Consider the following 21,326-nt stretch of genomic DNA (forward strand, 5'->3'; position numbering starts at 1 on the left):
CATCTATTACTCCGCTTTGATATCACCAACATTGCCCGAACGTTTAAGAACGCCCCAGCTTTGCAATTCTCCTTTTATTGCCTTTCTATAACTTCTAAACAAAACAATATACATAATCCACCTATATCCAAATCGTTGAGGGATAATCCACAGCAATTTATATAGCTTCTCGCGCTCATAGATATATGCATAGATTGACACACTTGCATCTACAAGCATAAACAATAAATAGTATAGACCTATTTTAGCTGCGTTACCTGAAAACAGTCCAATAACCATGAACAAATCAGCTAAAGGAGAAAATGTTGGGATAATAAACTGGAAAATCAACATATTCGGCATGGCCCAAAACCCCAAACCTTTACATTTTGTATTGAAGAGTGCATCTCTGTGCTTCCAGAATGTCTGCATCACTCCAAAACTCCAGCGCGTGCGTTGCTTAATAAATTGCTTAACACTTTCCGGAGCCTCCGTCATGGCTATTGCATCATTCTCATTTTCAACAATATAGCCTGCACGCAAGAGACTAATGGTTAGATCACAATCTTCCGCTAGCGTATCTGTCGTCAGTCCGCCTGCATCTTCTATCGCTTTGCGCCTGAAGGCGCCAATAGCACCCGGTACCACCGTAATGGCATTGATGTTGGCATAAGCCATTCGATCAAAATTCTGGCTGGTTGTATATTCAATAGCCTGCCATTTAGTTAACATATTTAGCTGATTGCCAACCTTTACTTTCCCCGCAACAGCACCCACTAGTTCCGAATGTTTACCTTGATAGAAATGGCGTATCATTAAAGAGATTGCATTAGGATAAAGCTTAGTATCAGCATCAATGCAAACGACAAGCTCGGCTTTTGTATGTGCTATTCCGTAATTCAAGGCAGATGCCTTTCCTTCATTAGGTTTAGTATAGATTTCCACTTTGGGATGGGTAGAAAAAGCTTCATAGACTCTCTTATAAGTCTCATCTTTACTTCCATCATCCACAAAAATCACATTGAAATTAGCATAGTCCTGGCAAAGCAGATTCTTAAGTGAAGATACTACATTCACCTCTTCATTATATCCAGGAACGATGATAGAAACTAATGGGATCTCAGAACTTAAAACGTCAGAAAAATGCCTCCTTTTATCTTTACGATGTTCACGTATTGCCAGAATAACCATAAATATCAATCGCCCTAATCCCAAGACTATGAAAAGAGTGAAAAAGGCCGTTAAAACGTTCAGAGCCCAATAGGTAAAAGAGGCCAGAGCCAGATTACTCTGCATAATATAATATCCCTCCCCCTTGGGTATGGGAGGCATCAGCTGCTCCTTACTTTCGTGAAGCAAAGAGGTAAGGCTTGTAAAAGTATACCCACGTTTTTGAAAATATTCGATAATCTTCGGAAGAGCTTTAATCGTTTCAGCACGCGTTTCACCTCCAGCATCATGAAGTAATATAATATTTCCGCGATCTCCTTGTACTCCTTTTACTACTCTGTCGAAAATCGTGTCAGCTTTAATGCCGGGAAGCCAATCTTCAGGGTCAATGCTCTCACCTACATCCAAGTAATTTTGGTCCCGCGCCAATGCCAAAGGAACAATCTCCTCAAGAGATCCCGGTTCACTATCAGCATTGTAAGGTGCACGGAAAAGGATTGTAGTATGTCCCGTAATACATTCAATCAACAAACGTGTCAGTTTGAATTCTATTGCCGCCTGCTCCTTAGTCACGTTGGCAATATTAGGGTGCGTAAAAGTATGATTCCCAATCAAATGCCCTTCATCATAAATCCTTTTTACGAGAGGCAGGTTTTTTTCGGCCTGCAAACCTACTAGAAAAAAAGCACCAGGAACTTTGTACTTCTTCAAAATATCTAATATCTTGGGGGTATATCGCTCATCCGGTCCATCGTCAAACGTCAACACAAGTTCTTTTTTCGGAGCGACACCATATTTCCTAATTTGATAAGCTGTAGGTATTTTCACATAGTTCTCTTCCGAAACAAGCATTTCAGTACTATCAACTTCAATATTCACCTGCCCGGCATGTGGTGTATTCAATACATCTAATATCTCTCCTTCACCGATATAGTCCACATGATTAACAATTTGCACTTTTTCTAGATCACTCTTTTTTATATTTGCAGAAGCTTCATCCGAAATGTCTTTCCTATAAAATTTCCAAAGACGATTGTCTTCACTACCTAAACGCCAAACACTAAATCCAGCCAGCGGATACTCCGAGCCAAAGCGCATGGTGTTGAAATGGGTGATTGCATCATTAAAATATACCTGATGAACAATTTTGTCTCCATCGGTATATGCATAATTTAAATTATAGGTATTATTATCAAAATGAATTGAGGAATTACTTGTTGACGCTCTAGCCAAAGCCTCCTGATAGGCAAGACTCACATTCTCTTTCTCCGACCAATCATAACCAAATGCACCCAAACAAAGTATTATTTTCTCAGACGAAACCTCCTTAACCAAATCATCTACAGCCGCTTCAATCCACTTTTGAGAGCTAATAGGACCCGCATCATCTCCTCCCATAGAATATTCGTCGTAAGCCATCAAACAAAGGTAGTCTAAGTATTTACCTAACTCGCGAACATTGTAATCTTTATTAAAAGGTACGACATCTTGACTTACTAATAACCCCTTCGCATGGAAAGCCTCAGCCATTTCTTTCACAAATTGAATTAAAGATTCATCACCCTTTTCGTTCAACTCTTCAAGGTCTATATTCACTCCGATAAATTTATTTTGAATACAGAGATCGAGCATTTCTTGAATCAATCTAGTTCGCTTTTGAGGAGAACGAAGGATAACGCTTACAATATCTGCACGAAAATTACCGTTGACGTTATTACTTAGCATCGGCATGATGGGCACACCATTTTTCCGCATCAAATCAAAGCCCTGTTTATCTATAGCCGTATGTATTCCGTAAGTTTTAGGATCAATAAAAATCCATTCAGGCATAATTAAGTTAATGTTCTTTATATTCCTCTTCAACGAATAGTATGATTGAGGATCCCAAGCGACATAAAAAGCTGCACGTATGCCTGCAGGAATTCCCTGCCACATGGCAAAATCTTTGTTGAGAACCTTCTCTACAAAATCCCGATTACGTAATGAGTCTCTCTTGACACGTTCTTTTCGGACTTTCTCATAGTCTGAATGTGCTTTTTTTACATGAATATGATCTCGAAAGCCTTTATATTCTCTGGAGAGCTTATTCTCTTGCATAAAAGGTTTTGATGCCATCACAGCACTTTTATAATCAGGCTGCAGAGAAATGGGAGGATTTTTATCAATGACCAATGCCAATAAAAAAGTCGCAACGAGTAAAATCAAAATAAACAGAAAGAAACGTGTGCTCCATTTAAAGCTGTTCCATCTGGACTTATTGTCAGTTTGAAAGACTTGTTTATTCATACTTCTGTCCAACTATACGATATGACTAGTTCATTTATTCTATAAATGGATCGACGTTTTTCTTTAAATTTACCGTATCCATAAATAACGGCTCAAAAGTAGAACTATTTTGCAACAGTTATTCCGATAGATAGATTTAATTTTCGAATACTGTAAATCATTGAGCATATTCAGGTAAAAGCCCCCTCTATTTATACATTCTGCAGGAAAGTTATAGATAAACAACGCCATCAATAAACTGAGATGAGGTATCCAATTCTTCACTTCTCAGGCGTGGTCTGTACACTCCACGTGTGTATTCTGCAGAGTCCACACTCGTGGAATGTACGGATTACACACGTGGAGTGAAGAGATCCCACCATTTTGTAAACTTATAACGTGTGTAATTTACCGATAATAGTACCGTGCAAAAAGATACTTTAGTATGCTCTTTATCAGAGAAAGAAAGATACTGCCTCCAGCCCTAGCAAACAAAAGCATCGTCCAAAAACGGAGCAAAAATGGAGCAAACGATAAGCATTTGAGTAGAAAAAAAGAGAACTAAAGAAATGTGTGATAGTAAAACGTGCTTTTTCAGGGAAGATACTGAGCTTGACATCCATGTAGAGAAAGACGGGATCAGCAAAAAGACGACTTTCGTAAATTACGAAAGTCGTCTTTTTAATAGTATAGAAATACATTTACTATATCCTTGCTGCCAAGGAATATATACCTCCCAACGTTAGCCAACCTTCATTCGTTGCAAAACCTCTGCCCAACCAGTTATTACTTTATTCACTCAGAATCGGTATAGAACCTCACCCACAGTAACGGATGTCAACTTCTTCATATACACAGGATACTATTATCGGCATGAGCTCCAGATCAGTTTTTACTTCAAAGAGTCGATAAAAGCTTCGTTGCGTAATTGCCAATTATCGTATCTGCCTACCTCAGAGTTTCATCGCATGAAGTAAGTAGAATAGTGAGTAGAGACAAAAGTGGCAATAGATAGTTATTCTTCATTAAATTAATGTTTTGAGCAGACTCGTCAGGCTTACACGGCCTGCAATAATGTGACTCAGCTCAGAGATAGCTACTCGTTCTTGCTGCATGGTGTCACGATTACGTAAGGTCACGGAGTTATCTTCCAACGTCTGATGATCTACAGTAACACAATAAGGAGTACCGATAGCATCCTGGCGACGGTAACGCTTACCAATACTGTCCTTCTCATCGTATTGACAGTTAAAATGGAACTTTAAGTCATCGATAATTTCACGAGCCTTTTCGGGCAATCCATCTTTCTTTATCAACGGCATCACAGCTAGCTTCACCGGAGCCAAAGCGGCAGGTAGCTTGAGCACTATGCGACTTTCGCCATTTTCCAACTGTTCTTCGCAGTAAGAAGCGGACATGATACTAAGAAACATACGGTCTACCCCAATAGAGGTTTCGATCACATACGGAGTATAAGATTCGTTCAATTCAGGATCAAAGTATTTAATACTTTTACCCGAGAACTTTTCATGCTGGCTCAAGTCGAAGTTGGTACGAGAGTGAATACCCTCTACTTCTTTGAATCCGAAAGGCATCAGGAACTCTATATCGGTAGCAGCATTGGCATAGTGAGCTAGTTTATCATGATCATGAAAGCGATAGTGATCATCACCAAGTCCAAGAGACTTGTGCCACTTCAAACGGATTTCTTTCCATTTCTTAAACCATTCAAGCTCTTCGCCTGGGCGAACAAAGAATTGCATTTCCATCTGTTCAAATTCACGCATACGGAAGATAAACTGGCGCGCTACGATTTCGTTACGGAAAGCTTTTCCTATTTGTGCAATACCGAAAGGTATCTTCATACGGCCCGTTTTCTGCACATTTAAGTAATTTACAAAGATTCCCTGAGCAGTTTCGGGACGAAGATAAATTTTCAACGCACCATCGGCAGTAGAGCCCATTTCAGTTGAGAACATCAAGTTAAATTGGCGTACTTCTGTCCAGTTCTTAGTACCAGAAATAGGACACACAATCTCTTCATCCACAATGATCTGGCGAAGCTCGTCGAGGTTATTATCATTCAATGCCTTAGCAAAACGTTCATGCAAAGCATCACGTTTGGATTGATTGTCAAGCACACGCCCGTTTGTTGAACGGAATTGAGCCTCATCAAAAGTATCGCCAAACTTCTTAGCAGCCTTAGCGACTTCTTTATTCATCTTATCGTCATACTTAGCCAACTGATCTTCGATAAGCACGTCAGCACGGTAGCGTTTTTTAGAATCTTTATTATCAATCAACGGATCGTTGAAAGCATCCACATGCCCAGAAGCTTTCCAAATAGTAGGATGCATAAAGATAGCAGAATCAATGCCAACAATGTTTTCGTGCAGAAGCACCATGCTGTCCCACCAATACTTTTTGATGTTATTCTTTAATTCAACTCCCATCTGACCGTAGTCATACACTGCTCCAAGCCCGTCATAGATGTCGCTTGAAGGAAATACAAAACCATATTCTTTGCAATGCGATACTAATTTCTTAAAAACATCTTCTTGTGCCATCTTTCTATTTACAATTTATGCGTTTACAGTTAACTTTTGATTCTTCCACCGATAAAAGGTATCACAAATAAAAGTGCAAAGTAAATGATTTTTTTCAATTTAATTCGTATTTTTGCCTGCACATCATCCCATTATGATGTAAAAAAGATAATTTGTTGTTAAAACAAGATAGAATACAATAGAGGACCCTGACATTTATGAGCGACGAGATAAACGAGATTACGGAAGGACATTCGGATTATAAACCGGCCGACTCACACGACGAAAGCATCAAACACCAACTCTCGGGCATGTATCAGAACTGGTTTCTGGACTATGCTTCCTATGTGATATTAGAACGTGCAGTGCCGCACATCAATGATGGGTTAAAACCTGTGCAACGCCGTATTCTTCATTCCATGAAGCGCTTGGACGACGGACGATACAACAAAGTGGCCAATATCGTAGGCCACACCATGCAGTTCCACCCACACGGAGATGCTTCCATTGGCGATGCATTGGTGCAATTGGGACAAAAAGACCTCACGATAGATTGTCAAGGGAACTGGGGAAATATTCTGACTGGAGACGGTGCTGCCGCTTCTCGTTACATCGAAGCACGTCTCTCTAAATTTGCTCTGGATGTAGTCTTCAATCCTAAAACCACTGAATGGAAGCAATCATATGACGGGAGAAACAAAGAGCCTGTCACCCTCCCTGTCAAATATCCTTTACTATTAGCACAAGGAGTAGAAGGTATTGCTGTCGGTCTTTCTTCTAAGATCTTACCACATAATTTCAATGAACTCTGCGATGCTGCTATAGAATATCTGCACAAAAGAGAGTTCAAGCTCTATCCTGATTTTCAAACAGGAGGATCGATAGACGTATCCAGATACAATGACGGAGAACGTGGTGGTGTAGTAAAGGTACGTTCCAAAATCAATAAAATAGACAACAAAACACTGGTAATCAATGAGATTCCTTATGGGAAAACAACGACATCTGTAATCGAATCGATTTTAAAAGCCGTAGATAAAGGAAAAATAAAAGTTCGTAAAGTAGACGATAATACTTCATCTCAAGTAGAGATATTGATACATTTGGCTCCAGGCGTCTCGTCGGACAAAACGATTGATGCGCTCTATGCCTTTACCGACTGCGAAGTCAGCATTTCACCCAACTGTTGTGTTATTGATGAGCAAAAGCCACACTTCCTCACCGTAAGTGATGTACTGAAAAAGTCGGTTGATAACACATTATCCCTCTTACGCCAAGAGTTGGAAATACATAAAGGAGAACTGCTAGAAAGCTTGCACTTCTCTTCTCTTGAAAAAATATTCATAGAAGAGCGTATCTATAAAGATAAGGAATTTGAGCAGTCCAAAGATATGGATGAGGCTTGCGCCCACATCGATAAGCGACTAACTCCTTTCTACCCAAAATTCATCAGAGAAGTAACCAAAGAAGACATTCTGAGGCTCATGGAGATAAAGATGGGACGCATCTTGAAGTTCAACTCTGAAAAAGCGGATGAAATCATTGCTCGCATGAAAGACGAAATAGCGGAGATTGATAAACACTTGGCCAATATCGTGGAATATACCACTGACTGGTTCCGTATGCTAAAAGATAAATATGGCAAAAACTTCCCGCGTCGCACAGAGCTACGTAATTTCGACACTATTGAAGCTGCTAAGGTGGTGGAAGCCAACGAAAAACTATATATCAACCGAGAGGAAGGCTTCATTGGTACTGCTCTTAAAAAGGATGAGTACATTGCCAACTGTTCTGATCTGGATGATGTCATTATCTTCTATCGTGATGGGAAATACCTCATTACTCCGGTGGCCGATAAGAAATTCATCGGAAAGAACATTCTTCATATAAATATCTTTAAAAAGAACGATAAACGAACAATCTATAATGCCATTTATCGCGATGGAAAGGATGGGATTCACTATGTGAAGCGCTTTGCAGTGACATCGGTAACCAGAGATAGAGAATATGACATGACACTGAGTACACCAGGTTCACGTGTGGTTTATTTCACAGCCAATCCCAACGGAGAAGCTGAAGTAATCAAGGTAACACTAAAACCAAACCCACGTGTTAGAAAAATAATCTTTGAAAAGGACTTTAGCGAAGTAGCCATCAAAGGACGTCAGGCAATGGGGGTTATTCTAACAAAATATGATGTCCATAAAATTGCTCTTAAACAAAAAGGTGGTTCCACATTAGGTGGGCGAAAGGTTTGGTTTGACCGTGATGTTCTTCGCCTCAACTACGATGGACGAGGAGAATATTTAGGAGAATTTCAAAGTGACGACAATATACTAATCGTTCTGAATAATGGAGATTTTTATACCACTAATTTCGATTTGAGTAATCACTACGAAGACAGTGTGAGCATCGTTGAGAAGTTTGATATCAACAAGGTGTGGAGTGCTGTTCTTTATGACTCCGATCAGCAAAATTACCCATATCTGAAACGCTTCTCTTTTGAAGCTAGCACACGTAAGCAGAATTATCTGGGAGAGAACAAGGAGAATCGTTTGGTCCTATTGACCGATGAATATTACCCACGATTTGAGATAACATTTGGTGGACATGATAGCTTCCGTGACCCAATCGTTGTTGATGCTGAAGAGTTTATCGCCATAAAAGGATTCAGAGCCAAAGGGAAGCGCCTCACCACATTTAGCGTTGAAGCGATTAACGAGCTAGAACCAATGCGACTCCCAGAAGTAAAGAAAGACGATGAAGAGGAAGAAGTAGAAGAAAATCCGGAAAATCTGGACCCCGATAATGGTAAAAGTGAAGATGATATCATCGACGAAATAACAGGGCAAATGAAGCTCTTTTAAGCTAATGCTCATGATACAAAAAACAATAATACCTGAAACACACATTTGCAGCCACAAAGTAGGCGAAGTAATCTTCGCCTCTTTGTGCATCTGCATATTTTCTTTTCTTTCAGTTAAAACATACGCACAAGAGGATTCCTTGCAGGCAAACAGATATGTCATGCGTGCCACCATGTATGGTGTAGGATTTGCCAATGTGTATGACACCTACCTTTCGCCACAAGAGTATGTCGGTACAGACTTTCGCATCTCTCGCGAAACGATGCGAATGACCAAGCTCTTTGACGGAAATGTATCGGTGCAAAACTTCTTCCAAGCCAACATATCTTATACTCATAATAAAGTCGATAATAACAATACCTTTGCGGGATTGGTGAACTGGAACTACGGATTGCATTATCAATTCCGTATCACTGATAATTTTAAACTACTAGCTGGTGGACTGGCTGATCTGAACGGTGGTTTTGTCTACAACTTACGCAATACGAACAACCCCGCATCGGCCAGAGCCTACATCAATCTGGATGCCTCAGGCATGGCTATCTGGCACCTGAAGATAAAGAATTATCCAATCGTATTAAGATATCAGGCGAACATACCCGTAATCGGGGTCATGTTCTCGCCCAACTACGGGCAATCTTACTATGAGATATTTACGCTAGGCAACAGCAGCGGAGTAGTGCAGTTTACATCCTTGCACAACCAACCCTCCATCCGACAAATGTTATCCGTCGATTGTCCTATTGGGAGTTCAAAGGTAAGATTCAGCTACTTGTGGGACATGCAGCAATCCAGAGTAAACCAAATAAACACACACACCTATGGACACGTATTTATGGTGGGATTTGTGCAGGACCTCTATAGAATCCGTAATAAGAAAGGAACTCCTCTCCCATCTGCGATAAGAGCCTATTGACAATTTTAAGAAAGAACGATGATTAACAACAGAGATAGAAAAGAAAGCAAGAAAGGCCGGGCAATCAGAATACTGACATTGCTTATCCCAATTATATTGTTACTTTTCATTGCATCATCCTGCATCAGAGAAGATGAATACACCAATAATCCACAAGGAAACTTCGACGCTTTATGGACGATTATTGATGAGAAATACTGTTTCCTAGAATACAAGCAAATAAACTGGGATAGTATCCATACCGTTTATCAAAAACGACTAACGGCAGATATGTCTAACTATGATTTATTTGAGGTATTGAGTGATATGCTTGCCACCCTTAAAGATGGGCATGTCAATCTATATTCGGCAGCCAATCAAGCTCGTTATTGGGATTGGTTTGAAGACTACCCCCGCAACTTCAACGAATCAATCGTTGAGGATTATCTGGGCACAGACTATCGCATTGCAGGTGGAGCGAAATATAAAATATTAGATGATAATGTAGGCTATATCTATTACGAACTTTTCTCCAATGGCATTGGAAATGGGAACCTAGACGAAATCCTCCAACACATGGCTATCTGCAATGGTATCATAATTGATGTGCGTAACAACGGTGGAGGCAATCTCAGTAATTCAAGTACTTTTGCCGCCAGATTCACCAATCAAAAAACCCTTACCGGATACATTCGCCATAAAACAGGGAAAGGGCATAATGATTTTTCTGATCCGGTAGCAATATATTTAGAACCCTCAAACAGTATTCGATGGCAGAAAAAAGTAGTTGTGCTCACTAATCGCCATTCTTACAGCGCTACCAATGATTTTGTAAATTCAATGCGATATCTTCCTCGAGTAACTATATTGGGAGATAAAACCGGAGGAGGATCAGGGATGCCTTTCTCTTCAGAGTTGCCCAATGGATGGTCAGTGCGCTTCTCTGCAAGCCCACACTTTGATGCCGAAATGAATCAAATTGAATTTGGTATAGATCCTGATATTAAGGTGGACATGCTTAGCCAAGACGAGGATAAAGGCATTGATACAATGATAGAAGCAGCCCGTACTCTATTAAAAAATTAACTTTATTCGCAAATAATTTGCCAGAATAGAAAAACTGCTTATCTTTGCACCGCAAAACAAAGGTAAGTCATTACCGAACATGCGGATGTGGCGTAATTGGTAGCCGCGCCAGACTTAGGATCTGGTGTCGCGAGACGTGTAGGTTCGAGTCCTATCATCCGCACGAAAGGCCTTCAAGAGTAATCTTGGAGGCCTTTTTCAATACAAACCTCGCTTAACTTACGCAAAACAAAAAAAGAATTTCGCCCCCCTTTCCTTCACTCTCTAAACAAATTTATCGGAAGGTGTGTTAAATATATCCTTGTTTTTTCGTATCATTGCATGGAAGAACACTTTATTAAATTTAAAAAGAGCCCAATGAATTTCCCGAAAGGTATAGTTACCATTGCTGTAACGCTTTTGATGCAACTAAATGCTTTCGCTTCCACCAAGCCGCACATCATCAACATCGATAAAGGGACTTACAATGCCGCCAATAAGAATTGGTCTATCGGAGAAGATGAGAGAGGAATCATGTATTTTGGCAATGACATTGGATTGCTAGAGTCAGACGGCATGAGTTGGAATCTGTACCAAATACCAAACTCTCCGATAATCAGAGCTATTGCTGTGGCTTCTCATCAAACGGTATTCACCGGAGGATTTGAGGAACTTGGCCGATGGGACAGAGATATATCCGGTTCATTAAAATACACTTCTCTGAAAGGATTATTAAAAGAACACAAGTTCGAAAATGAGAATTTCTGGAAAGTTTGGATTGCGAAAGATAAAGTTTACTTTCAATCCTTTAGCAACATCTATGTATATGATTATCGAACATTAAAGCCCATTGCTCCCGCAAAAGGCTATATATTCTTGCTGAAAGTAAGAGATAACTACTGGGTGCAAGAAACATATGGGCCTCTGCACCAAATAATAAACGATAAACTAACGAAGGTCTCCGGCAGTGAAATATTTAAGAACACAACCGTAAGAGTGATTCTACCATATGGTAAAGATCAATATCTTGTAGGAACTTCATCCGGCAACATTTATGTGTACGACGGGACAGAATTCTCTATCTGGAACAAAGAACTAAGTTCATTACTTCAGGGAGAGGAGCTGAACTGTGGAATCTATTGCAACAAACGAAACACTTATTTTCTAGGTACACAACTAAACGGTGTTTATGAGATTACGGCCTCAGGAGAGGTGGTCAATCACTTTTCAACGACCAATTCGCTTCACAACAACACCATCTTATCGCTTTACGAAGACAATCAGAATAATATCTGGGTAGCAATGGATAGAGGAATTGCGTATATACGATACACTAAAGAATTAAGCTACTATAAAGCAACCGATCGCGATGCCGGAGCTGTTTATGCCGCAACACTGTGGCAGAAGAACCTGTTTGTCGGAACCAATCAAGGTGTATATTATGCGCCTGTAAGTCAACTAGACAATCAAAATATCTTTTCTTCACTGAAACTGATAAAAGAGACACAAGGTCAGGTATGGTCTTTCTCTGAAATAGATGGTAGACTCTTCTGTGCACACAACAACGGATTAAAAGAAATCCACCAAAATTTGAGTGTTTCCACCCCATACCCTATAAATACAGGAGTATTCAAAGCTATCGAAACAACGATAAAAGGGAAAAAAATAGTGCTAGCAGTAAGTTATAACAATTTGCTGATTATTAATGTAGCAACGGGGAAATCTCTGGAGATGAAGCAAATCACTGACCCAATTATCAATGTGGAAACAGATTACTTAGATAATATCTGGCTCGAAACTGTTAGTCATGGCGTATATAAATGCCGACTGAATGACGAGCAAAATGCTTTTCGTTATTACTCATACTACGGGCATGAGAAAAACAAAACTCTTCCGATCAAGATACACCTGTTTAAAGCCGGAGGACGTATTCTTTTCTTAGGAGACGACAGGTTTTGGACTTATAGTGAAAATGGGGACAAACTCCTAGCAGACAGCCATTTGAACGACTGCTTTAAATCAGTTAGCAATCTCAAGAAAATCGTTCAAATCGGCAATGAAGAAAGTTGGGCCATCACCGGATCATCCATCTATAAATTCTTTTATGACGGCTATATAGCCCGAATAACAGAGTCATACAACATAGAAGCAGATAACCTTTCACTCATCAATGCCTATGAAAACATCTCAGTTCTTAATGATACGCTATCATTGATCTGCCTAGATGCAGGATTTATACTCCATAATGCTTCTAAGAAAGCTAAAACACCAGAAATTCTTTCGGCTCCATACCTAGAGTCAATACACATAAACAACATTGAAGGAAAAACGAGATTTGTCGATTTAAACCAAGAAAATAGAATTCCCTACATATACAACAACGTCACCATTAACTTTTCCGTAAGCAATGCTTTTGCCTACAATCTTTATGTAGAATACCAATTGCAAGGTGAGGGCGTTGAAACAACATGGAGCAAACCTCAAAGAGTAAATAGTGTATCGTATGCCCGCTTACTAAAAGGCGATTACATTTTTAAGATAAGGGTAACCGACGGTTTGGGCAATTACTCAAATACTACGTCTTTCAACTTCACTGTGTTGCCACCTTGGTATCAAACAATTTGGGCTTATTTGCTTTATATTGCTATCATTGTTTCAATATTATATCTCACATGGGCCCTTATTTTACGGAGATACCGCAACATCCATTTGCAAAAAATTAGAGCCCGAGAAGCCAGTCACTTAAGAATAATGAACGAAAAACTTCTTAACGAAATAGACGAGAAGAATGCCGAGTTATTTACCCAAACCTCCTTCATTATTCAGAAGAATGAATTAATTTTGAAGCTGAAAGATCTGGTAGATGATTATTGTGGAAAGAATATACATAAATCACTCGTGCCACTTTATCAAAAGATGAACTCCTTATTGAGTAATATGGATACAGAAGAGGATTGGAAGATGTTCCTTATCAAATTCGAACAGAAGCACAACGGATTCTTTAAACATTTGAAATCGATGCATCCTGAGTTGACAAACAACGATCTCCGACTCTGTGCCTGTCTAAAATTAAATTTGGAGACCAAGGATATTGCTTCTCTAATGAACTTGTCCGTACGAGCAATAGAGAATAATCGATATCGCCTTCGAAAAAAGCTCAATCTAAACCCTACCCAAAACCTGAATGAATACTTTCTAGAAATAGAATAATACAATCTTACTTCATTGATACACAGATAAATACACTATTTTGAGAGGGAAAAGTGTATTCGATTAAATGTTAAATAGAGAGGTTGTGTATTCGTGGTGAATGTCATTGTTACTACTTCTTTGTTTCTCTGATATACATTTGCCAATGTTCAATTAAGCTTTCTATGTGAAAGATTTTTTTAGTTAGTATGCACATTAACACAAGGGCCCGTGTTTAAAATAGCATATTTACTGAGAGAAAACTTTAAAGAGAAGCCGAAGAACAAAAGAAAAACGTTAAAACTTAAATGTAATGAAGAACAACCCTCTTAAACATCTTCAAAAGAAGAATGCCTTATCTTGGCTAAGAAGTCTGACTTTCCTGATTTGTATGCTATTGACATCCATGCCAATACTCGCTCAGAACAGAACCGTAAAAGGTAAAGTGGTCGATCAACATAACGAACCTCTCATTGGTGTTTCTGTACTTGTAAAAGGTACTTCGAACGGAGTAATAACTGACTTAGACGGTCAATACTCTCTCTCGGTATCGCCTAATGCAACAATTGAGTTCTCGTATGTAGGAATGGCCAAACAAGTGATCCAAGTTGGGACACAAACTACCATCAACGTAACACTGAAAGATGATGTTACTGTTTTAACTGAAACAGTCGTAATTGGTTACGGTAGTGCAAGAAAAAGAGACCTTACGGGATCCATTACCAATATCAAAGGAGAAGAAATAGCCAATAAACCGAGCACTAATCCACTATCTTCTTTGCAAGGAAAGATTGCCGGTGTACAGGTCGTAAACTCAGGTCGTGCAGGAGCTGACCCTGAGATACGTATCCGCGGAACAAACTCGATGAATGGTTATACACCACTCTACATTGTTGATGGATTGTTCAATGATAATATCAACTTTCTCAATCCATCGGACATTGAATCTATGGAAATATTGAAAGACCCTTCTTCATTAGCTATTTTCGGTGTACGAGGAGCCAATGGTGTAATCATTGTAACTACTAAAAGAGCCAAGGACGGACAGACATTGGTTAACATCAACAGTTCTTTCGGATGGAAGAAGGTTGTGGATAAAATAGATATGGCAAATGCCGCTGAGTTTAAAGAATTATATAACGAGCAGCTAGGCAATCAGGGTAATCCTTTGTTCGATTTCAGTAATTGGAATGCTGATACCAATTGGCAAGATGAAATCTTCCAAACGGGGTTTATGACAAACAATAACATTAGCATTACCGGTGCTTCGAACAAACATAGTTTCTACATGGGTGTAGGTTACACCACTGAACAAGGAAACATACTACACGAGAAGTTCAGTAAGCTCACCATCAATGTAAGCAATGATTATAAAGTAAAAGAGTATCTGAAAGTCGGGTTCCAATTTAATGGAGCACGGATCTTACCTACCGATGCCAAAAATGTGATTAATGCTATACGTTCTACTCCCGTAGCTCCGGTTTTCAACGACGAATATCAACTGTACGCCTCACTTCCTGATTTTCAAAAGGGACAGATTGATAACCCAATGGTCGATGTCAACTTAAAAGCCAATACCACCCGAGCTGAGAACTATCGTGGTGCAGGTAATATTTACGCTGAATTAAACTTCTTGAAACATTTTACCTTCAAAACGATGTATTCTGTCGATTATGCTTCTAACAGCAGCCGTACCTATATCCCACTTTTGCGAGTATACGATGCAAGTGTTGCAGGTAAAATCGAAACCCTAGGAAGTAAAAAAACGGAAGTTAGCCAATTCAAGCAAAATGAAGTAAAGGTACAAAGTGATTATTTGCTAACTTATGCTAATAGTTTCGGCGAACATAATTTAACTGCCATGGCAGGATTTACCACTTATTATAATGAATTAGGCAAAATAGAAGGTTCACGCAAAGAGGGAACTCTTACAATAGCCAACAATCCAGACAAATGGTACTTAAGCATTGGAGATGCCGGAACAGCAACAAACGGGAGCAACCAATGGGAACGTTCTACCATGTCGGCACTAGCACGTGTAATCTACAATTATAAAGGGAAATACCTTTTCAACGGTTCGTTTCGTCGCGATGGTTCTTCCGCATTCTCATATACAGGACAACAATGGCAAAATTTCTACTCTGTAGGAGGCGGTTGGCTCATGTCTGAAGAGAACTTCATGAAAGAGCAACACTTCTTCGACATGCTAAAAATAAAAGGTTCATGGGGAACACTAGGTAATCAAAGTATGGATAAAGCGTATCCGGCAGAACCCTTATACCTAAATACCTCCTCTGCCTCATTCGGAGTTACTCCAATCACTTACCCCGGTTATAGTCCAGAATACACACCTGACGCAAAACTGAGATGGGAAAAAGTAGAAGCATGGGAAGCTGGGTTTGAAGCCAATATGCTTCATAATCGTCTGCATTTCGAAGGTGTATATTACAAGAAAAATACCAAGGATTTGTTAGCCAAAGTGCCAGGCATTTCAGGAACGATACCAGGTATTCGCAACCTAGGAGAGATTGAGAATAAAGGTGTGGAGATGGCTATTAGCTGGAGAGATCAAATTGGGGATTGGGGATACAACATCAGTGGGAACCTAGCTACGATAAAAAACAAAGTGGTTAGTCTTTACCAAGAGGGTGCCTCTATTATCGATGGAGATAAAAGCCAAAGTTATACAATGGGTGGGTACCCTATTGGATACTTTTACGGTTATAAAGTTGATGGCGTTTATCAATCGGCTAGTGATATAGCAAATTCACCAAAAAACACATTAGCAACTGTTACACCGGGAGATTTAAAGTTTGTAGATGTCGATGGTGATAAACAGATAACAACAGCAGACCGTACCATGATTGGTAATCCTACTCCAGACTTTACTTATGGCCTTTCGCTGGGAGTATCATACAAAAACTTCGATTTAAGTATGGACATGATGGGGCAATACGGAAATGAAATTTACCGCACATGGGATAATTACAATTGGTCTCAATTCAATTATATGTCTGCTCGCACAAATCGTTGGCACGGAGAAGGGACCTCAAACAGCGAGCCCCTTCTTAATACAAAGCACACGATCAATAATCTGAATTCTGATTATTATGTTGAAGACGGCAGTTTCTTCAGAATCAGAAACATACAGTTAGCCTATAGCTTTGACAAAGAGTTACTCCAAAAGATTCACTTACAAGCACTAAAACTTTATGTGAATGCACAAAATTTAAAGACTTGGAAAAACAATACCGGATACACTCCTGAATTGGGAGGTTCTGCTACAGCATTTGGCGTAGATGGCGGTAGTTATCCAATGCCTGCAGTTTACACATTTGGCGTAAATCTAACTTTCTAAATAAATAGAACCATGAAACGAAGTAAATATATTCTATCAATAATAGCAACCTCTTTAGTACTTACCTTTACAGGATGCAGCGATTTTCTAGATCGTAGTCCGCTAGGGCAGACCACAGCAGACGATGCTCCCGGCGGTAGTTTACAGGGACGAGTATTCAGCGTTTATAGCATGATGCGTAGTTATAATATTACTGCAGGCATTCCTGCTTTTGCCATTCACAACTTTCGCTCAGAAGACTCTGAGAAAGGAAGTAGTGCCTCTGATGGGGCTGACCAAGCGGCAATGTTTGACGATTTTGCCTATACAGCCAGCAATGGAGTGTTAGGTGCTTATTGGAACCAAAATTATACCATTATCCACCAATGTAATTCGGTACTACATACAATTGAAACCGTTGAATTATCCGACACACTAAATACAAATATCAACAAAGGAGAAGTCTCATTCTTCCGTGCTTATGCTTACTTCAATTTGGTAAGGGCTTTCGGTGAAGTTCCTTTAATCACCTTCAACATCACAGAGACTTCACAAGCTAATATCCCAAAGACAAGCATTTCTGAAATCTATAAACAGATTGACGCTGATCTTGCAGAAGCGGAAAGACGACTGCCAAGAGAATGGCCAGCTGAATACAAAGGACGATTGACATGGGGAGCAGCACGTGCACTTCATGCCCGGGCCTACATGATGCGTAGTGATTGGACAAACATGCACGCAGCAGCTACAGATGTGATGAACTCAGGATTGTATGATTTGAATACTCCATACGACAAAATCTTCACCGACGAAGGAGAAAATAGCAGCGAATCAGTATTTGAACTTCAATGCCTCGCTACAGCATCTCTCCCAAACAGCTCAAGTATCGGTAGTCAGTTCAGTGAAGTACAAGGTGTTCGTGGATCGGGTCGATGGAATCTTGGATGGGGCTGGCACATGGCTACTACAGAAATGGGCAAGGCCTTTGAGGCAGGCGATCCCAGAAAGGATGCCACTCTTCTATATTTCAGAAAATCGGAGGCCGATCCTATTACCGAAGCGAATACCAACAAACCTTACGGAGAGTCACCGGTATCATCTGCAGACGGTGCTTATTTCAACAAAAAAGCATATACTGATCCGGCCCAACGTGCTACATTCAGCAACGCTGGTTATTGGGTAAATATTCGCCTAATCCGATATGCTGATGTTGTACTCATGGCAGCAGAAGCATCCAATGAACTAGGACGTCCTTCCGAAGCATTGATTGACTTAGAGATGGTCCGATTCCGTGCTCGGAGTGGGAATGCCGATATCTTACCCAAAGTAACCACTACAGATCAGAATGAGCTCCGTAATGCTATTCGCCACGAGCGTCGTGTAGAATTAGGACTGGAGCCTGACCGCTTCTATGATTTGGTACGTTGGGGCATTGCAGCCGACGTGCTTCACGCCGCCGGTAAAACAAATTATCAGGACAAGAACAAATACTTACCTCTCCCTCAAACAGAGGTTGATAAATCTAAAGGAGTATTAGTTCAAAATCCTGAATATGCTAACTAACTAACATCGTTAGAGGGGCTCTTGGCATGATCCTGCGTCCCTCTAACAATTGTCTTCATCTCCGATATTTATTTATCTATGTGAATGATCTTCCAAAAAGATTAGTATAGGCGAGCAGATAAGATAAATCATAATTAAAGAACCCGTTATGAAAAAGTTTTCAAATAGAAGTATAGTTTTCGTTTTTTTGATGGTAATTGCTACGATGACACTACAAGCTCAAAAAGCACCACAAGACATGAACCGCTTCATCGACAATCTGATGAAAAAGATGACGTTGGAAGAGAAGATTGGACAGCTCAATCTTCCGGTAAGTGGTGAAATTACCACAGGGCAGGCTAAGAGTAGTGATGTTGCACAAAAGATTCGTACAGGACAGGTAGGGGGATTATTCAATCTCAAAGGGGTAGAAAAGATTAAAGATGTACAAAAATTAGCTGTTAAAGAAAGCCGACTTGGTATTCCGTTGCTCTTCGGCATGGACGTTGTTCATGGTTATGAAACAGTATTCCCTATTCCATTAGGTCTAGCTTGCACATGGAACATGGCAGCCATTCAGCAATCGGCTCGCATTGCAGCGACCGAGGCAAGCGCCGATGGCATTAGTTGGACATTCAGTCCAATGGTGGACATAAGCAGAGATGCCCGCTGGGGACGTGCTTCTGAAGGTAGTGGGGAAGATCCATTCCTAGGTGGCGAGATAGCCAAAGCCATGGTAAAAGGATATCAGGGAAACAGCATGGCAAACAAGAATGAAATCATGGCTTGCGTAAAGCACTTTGCTCTTTACGGAGCAGCCGAAGCGGGACGTGATTATAATACGGTGGATATGAGTCGAAACCGTATGTACAATGAATATTTACTTCCTTACAAAGCGGCCATTGAAGCTGGTGCAGGAAGTGTAATGGTCTCTTTTAACGAAATAAATGGAGTTCCGGCAACAGCCAATAAGTGGTTACTTACGGAGCTGCTTCGCAATCAATGGGGTTTCAATGGTTTTGTAGTAAGTGACTTTACAGGAATCTCTGAAATGGTTAACCACGGCATTGGTGATTTACAAACCGTTTCTGCAAGGGCACTCAATGCGGGTACGGACATGGATATGGTCAGTGATGGCTTCATTGGTACAATAAAGAAATCGATTCAGGAAGGTAAGGTTTCCGAGGAAACAGTCAACACTGCTTGCCGCCGTATCTTAGAGGCCAAGTACAAACTCGGACTATTTGATGATCCATATAAGTATTGCGATGTGAAGCGACCAGCAAAAGAGATTTATACTCCTGAGCACCGCGCTATTGCTCGAAAAATAGCCGCCGAAAGTTTTGTTCTGCTCAAGAACGAAAAAAATACGTTACCTCTTCGCAAGCAGGGAACGATTGCGGTTGTAGGACCTTTAGCGAATACTCGCTCAAATATGCCAGGTACTTGGAGTGTGGCAGCCAGACTGGATAAATCGGCTTCATTGGTTGAGGGCCTGCAAGAGGTACTAGGCAAAAAAGCAAACGTGGTGTATGCAAAAGGAAGTAACCTGATGGAGGATGCTGCGTACGAGGAGCGTGCAACAACCTTCGGGCGCAGTCTGAACAGAGACAACCGCACAAGCAAAGAGTTACTGGATGAGGCTCTCAAAGTATCGGCTAACGCGGATGTTATCATTGCAGCTTTAGGCGAATCATCAGAGATGAGCGGCGAAAGTAGCAGCCGAAGCAATCTCGATATGCCCGACGTTCAACGCACATTATTGAAGGAATTATTAAAAACAGGTAAACCTGTGGTATTAGTACTCTTTACGGGCCGGCCAGTGGTGTTAACATGGGAAAATGAACATGTTCCGGCTATACTCAACGTATGGTTCGGAGGTAGCGAAGCTGCTTATGCTATCAGTGATGTTCTGTTTGGTGATGCAAACCCTAGCGGAAAGCTAACAATGACTTTCCCTCAAAATGTAGGTCAGCTTCCTTTGTATTACAGTCATAAGAATACTGGCCGTCCACTAAGTGAAGGTCACTGGTTCGAGAAATTCCGTAGCAATTATCTGGATGTAAGCAACGATCCGCTTTATCCTTTCGGTTACGGACTAAGCTACACCACTTTCAAATACAGTAATGTTTCACTGAGTTCGGCTACAATGAATAGCAATGGAGAATTAACGGCCAGTGTAACCGTAACCAACACAGGTAACAGAGAAGGCAGCGAAGTTGTGCAACTTTATCTACGCGACTTGGTAGGTAGCATCACTCGCCCGGTAAAAGAACTTAAAGGATTCAATAAAATAACTCTGAAAGCAGGAGAGTCAAAAGAGGTTTCCTTCAAAATTACACCCGAGCTACTTAAGTTCTACAATGAAGACTTGCAGTTTGTGTGTGAGCCGGGAGATTTTGATGTGATGATTGGAGGCAATAGTCGTGATGTGGAAACAGCACATTTTACTCTTAACCCATAAACAAGAT

Annotated in this window: 9 protein-coding genes and 1 tRNA gene; 8 read left to right on the plus strand and 2 right to left on the minus strand. The window is 40.4% G+C overall.

Annotated features, from left to right (window positions below; all coding sequences use genetic code 11):
- Positions 1-6: 6 nt before the first annotated feature.
- Positions 7-3,435, minus strand: coding sequence for a trifunctional glycoside hydrolase family 18/polysaccharide deacetylase/glycosyltransferase family 2 protein (locus BQ5338_RS13835; protein WP_071147399.1), 3,429 nt, complete (start codon positions 3,433-3,435; stop codon positions 7-9).
- Positions 3,436-4,439: 1,004 nt separating this feature from the next.
- Positions 4,440-5,981 carry a glycine--tRNA ligase gene (locus tag BQ5338_RS13840; RefSeq protein WP_071147400.1) on the minus strand — a complete coding sequence of 514 codons (1,542 nt, stop codon included), beginning with the start codon at positions 5,979-5,981 and terminating at the stop codon, positions 4,440-4,442.
- Between the two features lie 197 nt (positions 5,982-6,178).
- On the opposite strand from BQ5338_RS13840, the gene BQ5338_RS13845 reads away from it, so the two are divergent.
- From BQ5338_RS13845 to bglX, 8 genes are all read left to right on the plus strand, one after another.
- A complete protein-coding gene (locus BQ5338_RS13845) occupies positions 6,179-8,827 on the plus strand; it encodes a DNA gyrase/topoisomerase IV subunit A (RefSeq protein ID WP_071147401.1) in 2,649 nt (882 codons plus the stop codon).
- Between the two features lie 10 nt (positions 8,828-8,837).
- Positions 8,838-9,743 carry a DUF3316 domain-containing protein gene (locus BQ5338_RS13850; RefSeq protein ID WP_078063530.1) on the plus strand — a complete coding sequence of 302 codons (906 nt, stop codon included), beginning with the start codon at positions 8,838-8,840 and terminating at the stop codon, positions 9,741-9,743.
- An 18-nt stretch (positions 9,744-9,761) separates the two neighbouring features.
- The gene (locus BQ5338_RS13855; protein ID WP_071147403.1) at positions 9,762-10,808 is read left to right on the plus strand and encodes a S41 family peptidase; all 1,047 of its coding nucleotides are present in this window, start codon (positions 9,762-9,764) and stop codon (positions 10,806-10,808) included.
- Between the two features lie 81 nt (positions 10,809-10,889).
- A tRNA-Leu gene (locus BQ5338_RS13860) sits at positions 10,890-10,971 on the plus strand.
- A gap of 194 nt (positions 10,972-11,165) precedes the next feature.
- Positions 11,166-13,997 carry a helix-turn-helix and ligand-binding sensor domain-containing protein gene (locus BQ5338_RS13865; protein ID WP_071147892.1) on the plus strand — a complete coding sequence of 944 codons (2,832 nt, stop codon included), beginning with the start codon at positions 11,166-11,168 and terminating at the stop codon, positions 13,995-13,997.
- Positions 13,998-14,289: 292 nt separating this feature from the next.
- Positions 14,290-17,334, plus strand: coding sequence for a SusC/RagA family TonB-linked outer membrane protein (locus BQ5338_RS13870; protein WP_071147404.1), 3,045 nt, complete (start codon positions 14,290-14,292; stop codon positions 17,332-17,334).
- Positions 17,335-17,346: 12 nt separating this feature from the next.
- On the plus strand, positions 17,347-18,876 hold the full coding sequence (locus BQ5338_RS13875) for a RagB/SusD family nutrient uptake outer membrane protein (RefSeq protein ID WP_071147405.1): 1,530 nt from the start codon (positions 17,347-17,349) through the stop codon (positions 18,874-18,876).
- Positions 18,877-19,024: 148 nt separating this feature from the next.
- Positions 19,025-21,319, plus strand: coding sequence for a beta-glucosidase BglX (gene bglX / locus BQ5338_RS13880; RefSeq protein ID WP_071147406.1), 2,295 nt, complete (start codon positions 19,025-19,027; stop codon positions 21,317-21,319).
- Positions 21,320-21,326: the final 7 nt, after the last annotated feature.

It is taken from the genome of Bacteroides ihuae (assembly GCF_900104585.1).
Lineage (GTDB): Bacteria > Bacteroidota > Bacteroidia > Bacteroidales > Bacteroidaceae > Bacteroides > Bacteroides ihuae.

Excerpts from the sequence above, each read along its gene's own strand:
- BQ5338_RS13855 (WP_071147403.1), top strand. The coding sequence starts at position 9,762 with ATGATTAACAACAGAGATAGAAAAGAAAGCAAGAAAGGCCGGGCAATC.
- BQ5338_RS13845 (WP_071147401.1), top strand. The coding sequence starts at position 6,179 with ATGAGCGACGAGATAAACGAGATTACGGAAGGACATTCGGATTATAAA.
- bglX (WP_071147406.1), top strand. The coding sequence starts at position 19,025 with ATGAAAAAGTTTTCAAATAGAAGTATAGTTTTCGTTTTTTTGATGGTA.
- BQ5338_RS13870 (WP_071147404.1), top strand. The coding sequence starts at position 14,290 with ATGAAGAACAACCCTCTTAAACATCTTCAAAAGAAGAATGCCTTATCT.
- BQ5338_RS13835 (WP_071147399.1), bottom strand. The coding sequence starts at position 3,435 with ATGAATAAACAAGTCTTTCAAACTGACAATAAGTCCAGATGGAACAGC.
- BQ5338_RS13875 (WP_071147405.1), top strand. The coding sequence starts at position 17,347 with ATGAAACGAAGTAAATATATTCTATCAATAATAGCAACCTCTTTAGTA.
- BQ5338_RS13840 (WP_071147400.1), bottom strand. The coding sequence starts at position 5,981 with ATGGCACAAGAAGATGTTTTTAAGAAATTAGTATCGCATTGCAAAGAA.
- BQ5338_RS13850 (WP_078063530.1), top strand. The coding sequence starts at position 8,838 with ATGATACAAAAAACAATAATACCTGAAACACACATTTGCAGCCACAAA.
- BQ5338_RS13865 (WP_071147892.1), top strand. The coding sequence starts at position 11,166 with ATGAATTTCCCGAAAGGTATAGTTACCATTGCTGTAACGCTTTTGATG.